Source organism: Frankia sp. AiPs1, from assembly GCF_023716945.1.
GTDB lineage: Bacteria > Actinomycetota > Actinomycetes > Frankiales > Frankiaceae > Frankia.
The window spans coordinates 1-5,928 of record NZ_JAMQQF010000362.1 but is presented as its reverse complement, the minus strand read 5'-3'; the positions used below and the strand labels follow the sequence as shown (position 1 = coordinate 5,928).

Sequence of the window (5,928 nt, the reverse complement as noted above, 5' to 3'; positions counted from 1 at the left end):
CCGCGCTGCGGCGGGGCCGGCGGCGCGGGCCGCGGCGGGTCACCGCGGCGATGGTCCAGTCCGACCAGGTGGATGAGGGCGGGCAGCAGCACCAGCCGCAGCACGAGGGCGTCGAGGATCACCCCGACGGACAGTCCGATGCCGAGCAGCTTCATCATCCGCACCTGCTGCATGGTGAGCGCCACGAACACCGCCACCATGATCATGCTGATCGTGATGACGACACCGCCGACGTCCGCGTGCCGGCTGCTGATCGCCGCCTGCGGATCCGGAGCGTCGGCGGTGCCGCGCAGCCGGCTCAGCAGCGTCAGGTGCATCCCGATCGACAGCCCGAACACGATGATGAGGATGAGCCCGAGGATGAACGGCTCGATCGGGCCGGTGCGCACCCCGAGCCCGGAGGCCAGCCATCCGTTGCAGAAGATCGAGGTGATGACGCCCAGGGTCGCCGCGAGGGCGAGCATGCTGGCCGCCGTGATCGCCAGGCTGTGGCGCACCGAGCGCAGGCTGAGCAGGACCGTGACCCCGAGCACGCCCAGTTCGAGGATCAGGAAGGCGGGCAGGACCCGGGCGAAGCGGTCCGACATGTCCTCGAAGATCGCCGTCTGGCCGCCGATGTACACCTCCAGGGAGGTGCCCGCGATCGCCGTCGGCACGGTGGAGTCGCGCAGCCGGTGGACGAGGTCGGCGGCCGCCACCGACCGGGGCGGGTCGTTCGGGAACACCTGGATCAGGGCGCTCGCCGCCTGGGCGTTCTGCAGGACGAGGAAGGCTCGCTGCACGCCGGGGGTGCCCTGCAGGGCGGTCAGCAGGTGGGGCACGGCGGTCGGCTGGTTGGCCGACACTCCCGTGGCCATGACGATGAGCTGCCCGTTGAGGCCGGGGAAGTACTCGTCGCTGACCAGGTCGTAGGCGCGCCGGCTCGTCGTCGACGTCGGGTCGACGCCGTTGTCGGTGCCGCCCAGGCGCAGCCCGACCACCGGCAGTGCCAGGACGGTGAGCAGCACGACCGCGGCGCCGGCCAACACCTGGGGGTGACGCCCGACGGTCCGGGCCCACCAGGACCGCAGGCCCGGGCGCACCGGCAGCCCGGTCCCGGTGACGCTCAGATGGGTCCGTTCGGCCCAGACCAGCAGGCCACGCCCGGAGATCGCCAGCATCGCGGGCAGCAGCGTGGCGACGACGAGGATGCTCACGGCGGCTGCGGTGAACCCGGCCAGGGCGAGGCCGTCGAACACGCTGAGGCGCAACGCGCTGGTGCCGAGCATGACCACGGCGAGCCCGAGGCTGCCCGCGATGGTCGCCCGGCCGGGATGGCGCATCGCCGCACGCACCGCGTCCTCGGGTTTGCGTCCCCGCCGCAGGCCGGTCTGGGCCCGGTTGACGATGACGAGGGCGGAGCCGAGGCTCAGCCCGAAGCCGAGCACCAGCGCCAGCAGTGGCGCGAGCTGCATCACGTTGGCCCGATGGGACAGCAGGGTGACGCCGTCCAGCGCTCCCGCGGTCGTCGCCCCCGCGGCGATGGCGCAGACGGCGACGGCGGCCGGGGACCGTACGGTCAGGCAGAGGATGAGCAGCGCCACGCCGATGCCGAGCGCGATCGGCCAGGGTGAGATCGTCCCCTGCACGACGACGGTGGTGGCGGGTCCGGTGACCTCGACCTGCAGATCGGGACCGTCGTAGTCGCGGGCGGTGGAGATCAGTCCGCGCATCGCGGGGAGGTCGGGCGTGGTCGGCGCGTCCTTCATGAGCACGGAGACGATCGCCGTGTGGCCGTCCGCGCTCAGGGGGCTGCCGCCCAGCGGCGCGGCGCCCAGCGGACTGTAGGGGTCGAACACGCCGGTGACGCCGGGGAGCTTGCCGAGCTGCGCGATCATCGTGGCGACCCGCGCCCGCACCTCGGGCGCCTGCACGTCACCCGCCCGGGCCCGCACGACGATCATCTCCAGATCCGGCAGTTTCCGGTCGGGCATGATGTCGGCCACCAGGTCCATCGCCTGCTGCGATTCGGCGCCGGTGACGCCGAGATCCTGGCTGAACCGGGCGCCCTTCTGCTGGGCGCCGTTCGTCGCGGCGATCAGCGCTGTCAGCCACACCGCGACGACCAGCCATCGGTACCGCTGGCACCAGCGGACCAGTAGCGTCACGGCACACTCCTCGGCAAGGACCGTTAATGGCCCATTTGGGTTCAATGTCGGATTCGTATGCGGGGCCAATCTGGCCCACGGACATGCACGGCGTCAACGTGAACCGGCTCTGGACCGGCGAGATGGGCACTCCGGTGGGGTGCCGGCAACGTGTCCGGGGGATCACAACACGTCCGGGTGAGCCGGCCATGGGGCAGCGACCGCGACCACGACCGCGGCACCGGTGGCGGACGGTGGCGACGACGGTGGCGGCGGGTGGCGGGCGGCGCGGTGGTGACGAATCCTAGTGCCCGACCACGCGGCGCCGCGCCGCGTGACCTTCTCCTGCCAGCGGCAGGACGTGTGCAGAGCATGTTGGCGACAAGCTGTCCCGACGTCGCTTCAGGCGTGTTTTTCGACCGTCTTCACTACCTGCCCCCAATCGACATGCAACGATCGGCCCGCTGCTCCCCCCTTGTCCGGCAGCGAAAGGAAGTTCCCTCTCCATGTCGATTACCGAAGTCGTGCAGCACGATCAGGAAATCCCCTCGTTTCCCTTTGCCGACACATTCTCGCCGCACTCCTCGGGACGCCTGGCGGAATACGCCCGGGAAGCACCCGCGATCCGTGTGCGTTTCGGCCCCGGCCAACTCCCGATCTGGCTGATCGTCCGCTATGCGCCGGCCCGTGCGATGCTCGCCGACCCCCGTTTCTCCCGCACCCGGACGCTGGACTTCTCCCCGCCCCTGACGGCGGGCCAGATGCCCGATCCGAACTCCCTGCTCTGGCTCGACCCACCGGAGCACACCCGAATCCGACGCATGGTCAACGCCGGTTTCGCGCACCGTCGGATCGAGCGGATGCGGCCCTGGATCGCGGCGACGGCCCGGGCCCGGATCGACGCGATGACGGCCCAGGGGGCGCCGGGTGACATCCGCACCCTCGCCTTCAATCTGCCGATCGAGGTGATCTGCCAGCTCCTCGGCGTCCCCGACCTGGACCGGGAGAAGGTCCGGACCTGGAGCGAGTCGCTGTTCCGGTTCCACCTGGACCCGAAGGGCTCCGCCGAGGGGCTCTTCGCGCTGTACGGATACATGGGCGAGCTGGTCCGGGCGCGCAAGGCCGCCGCCGGTGACGCCGACAGCCCGGAGGGTCTGCTCGACGTTCTCATCGCCGCGGCCGACGACGACGGCACCCTCACCGAGACCGAACTGCACTCACTCGCGATGACACTGCTCATCGGCGGGTTCGAGACCACCGGCGGCGTCATCTCGAACGTCATCACGACCCTGCTCACCCAGCGGTCGCACTGGGAGGCCCTCGTCGCCGATCCCAGCGGCATGCCGAACGCCATCGAGGAGCTCCTGCGCTACCACCCGCTGTCGATGACCTTCCCGCGGGTGGCGACCGCGGACGTCGACCTGGGCGGCTTCGTCGTCCGCGCCGGTGAGGTGGTCGTGGTCCCGCTGGCGGCGATGAGCCGTGACCCGGCGGTGTTCACCGATCCCGACCGCCTCGATCTCACCCGGGAACCGGTACCGAACCTGACCTTCGGCGCCGGCGTGCACCACTGCATCGGCGCACACCTGGCCCGGGTCGAGCTGACCGAGGTGCTCACCGCCCTGATCGAGAAGGTCCCCGGGCTACGGCTCGCGGTGGCGCCCACCGAGCTGCACTACGAGCTCAAGGCCCCGATCGGCCGACCGGAGACGCTGCCCGTGCTCTGGTGACACCCGGGCGCACGCCGCCGCCGCCGGAGCCGACGCACCACCCGGAGACATCATCCAGGAGACATCACCCAGGAGACGTCACCCACCGGCCCCGGCGGCGCGCGCCCGCAGCGCGCACCTGGAAGCACCGGGCCCACGGCCCGGGCCACGAAGAACCGGCGTGGTCAGTAGGACGCGGGAACCAGCCCGTCGATGTTCTGACCGCTCATCATCTTCGCGGGTAGCCCGGTGTCCCAGTAGTCCGTCCACCGCGTGATCACGCCCTCGCGCACGACGAAGGCGCCCATCACCGGCACCCCTCGGACACCGTCGGGAGTCCGGATCAGGTCGAGGCGCTCGGTCAGGACGACGTCGCCGTCGACCGCCAGATTGATCATTTTGTACTCGTAGGAGTCGGGGAACACCGCGAACTGGCCGGCGAGGTTCGCCAGCACCGCCGCGGCGCCGGTGGACGCGGGCGTGCCGGTGTTCTGGTAGACGGCGTCCTCGGCGAGGAACGGCCGCAGCAGCGCCGGATCCCGCTTGGCCATCAGGTCACAGAACTCACGGACGATACGGGCCGGGTCACTCATGGCGCCACTCCCTCGATGTTCTCCGAGACCTATCGCCTGTCACCACGCAGCCCGTGGCCCCACAGCCCGTGGACCTGCAGACCTGCAGCCCCACAGACATACAGCCCCACAGACCTAGGGCCTCACCGACATACAGCCTGTAGGTCTCTCATTCAGACTGTAGGTGGACCATACTGAGCGGGTGGACAGCGGTCAACGGACGCCGACGACCCGCAGCACCGTGAGAGCGGCGCTGGTGGCCGAACGCGCGGAGGCCACCCGCGCCGCCCTGGTCACGGCGGCCCGGCGGCTGTTCGTCGAGAAGGGCTACTTCGACACCAGCACCGAGGAACTCGTCGCCGCGGCCGGCGTCGGCACCCGCGGCGCGCTCTACCACCACTTCGCCGACAAGAAGGCGCTCTTCCTCGCCGTCTTCGAGCAGGTCGAGGAGGACCTGCTCGCTGCCGCGGGTCCCGCCGGCAGCGGCGACGCCCTCGCCCGGCTGCGCCACGGCCTGCTGGGCTTTCTGGACGCCTCGCTGCAACCCGAGGTGCAGCGCATCCTGCTCGTCGACGGACCCGCCGTCCTCGGCTGGCGCGACTGGCGAGCGATCGAGGAGCGCTACGGACTCGGCGCTATTCACGCCCTGCTCGACCTCGCGGTCACGGAGGGCACCCTGCCCGCCCAACCCCTCGACGTCCTCGCCCACATCCTGCTCGCCGCCATCGACGAGGCGGCGTTGTTCATCGCCGGCGCCGACGACCCGGCCGCCGCCCGAGATCAGGCCGTCGGCGCCGTGGACCGGCTGCTCGCGGGACTGACGATCCCCCACCCCCCGGCGCCACCGAGCACCTGATCGAGTGGCGCCCGGGCCCGCGGCCGGTCCACCTCACCCATCCACCGAACCCTGTCACCGATCGACCGAACCCTGTCGCCGATCGTTGGATTCTCCAACCCGCCACGACTAGGCTCCCCCCTGGCCGAGTCAGTCGTGTTTTCAAACTTACGGGTGAGGAATGATCGCGCATGGACCGCTCCTCCACAGGCCGCAGCTCCTCCACGGGCAGCAGCCCGACGAGCAGTGACGCGGGCGGCATCACGCCGGGTGGCGCGTCCGGTGGGCGGTTCGGGCGGGTGTTCGCGGTGGTGGCGGCCGGGGTCGCCATGACGAACCTCGACCTGTTCGTCGTCAACGTCGCCCTGCCGGACATGGGCCGGCACTTCGACGGGTCGTCGCTGTCCTCGCTGTCGTGGGTGCTCAACGGGTACGCCGTCGTCTTCGCCGCGCTGCTCGTGCCCGCCGGGAACCTCGCGGACCGGACCAGCCCGCGCCGCGCCTACCTCTGGGGCACCGGGATCTTCGTCGTCGCCTCCGCCCTGTGCGCCGTCGCCCCCACGGTGTGGTTTCTCGTCGCCGCCCGGGTGCTGCAGGCGGCGGGCGCCGCGGTGATGACCCCGTCCTCGCTCGGGCTGCTGCTCGCGGCAGCACCGCCCGCCCGGCGCGGGGCGGCGGTGCGGGCC

General features: G+C 71.2%; 5 protein-coding genes. 3 read left to right on the top strand and 2 right to left on the bottom strand.

Translation table 11 applies throughout. From position 1 onward, the window contains the following. On the bottom strand, positions 1-2,147 hold a 2,147-nt coding region (locus ND748_RS22930), incomplete at its 3' end, for an MMPL family transporter (protein ID WP_251748028.1). A 485-nt stretch (positions 2,148-2,632) separates the two neighbouring features. Between ND748_RS22930 and ND748_RS22925 the strand changes: the two genes are divergently transcribed. Further along, the gene (locus tag ND748_RS22925) at positions 2,633-3,856 is read left to right on the top strand and encodes a cytochrome P450 (protein WP_251748027.1); all 1,224 of its coding nucleotides are present in this window, start codon (positions 2,633-2,635) and stop codon (positions 3,854-3,856) included. A 164-nt stretch (positions 3,857-4,020) separates the two neighbouring features. Here the strand turns inward: ND748_RS22925 and ND748_RS22920 are convergent, their stop codons facing one another. After that, complete coding sequence (locus ND748_RS22920; protein ID WP_251748026.1) at positions 4,021-4,428, bottom strand: limonene-1,2-epoxide hydrolase family protein; 408 nt, start codon at positions 4,426-4,428, stop codon at positions 4,021-4,023. A gap of 220 nt (positions 4,429-4,648) precedes the next feature. Between ND748_RS22920 and ND748_RS22915 the strand changes: the two genes are divergently transcribed. Together ND748_RS22915 and ND748_RS22910 are read left to right on the top strand one after the other, a co-directional pair. Beyond that, positions 4,649-5,263, top strand: a complete 615-nt coding sequence (locus ND748_RS22915) for a TetR/AcrR family transcriptional regulator (protein WP_251748025.1) — start codon at positions 4,649-4,651, stop codon at positions 5,261-5,263. A gap of 170 nt (positions 5,264-5,433) precedes the next feature. Then, on the top strand, positions 5,434-5,928 hold a 495-nt coding region (locus tag ND748_RS22910), incomplete at its 3' end, for an MFS transporter (RefSeq protein ID WP_251748024.1).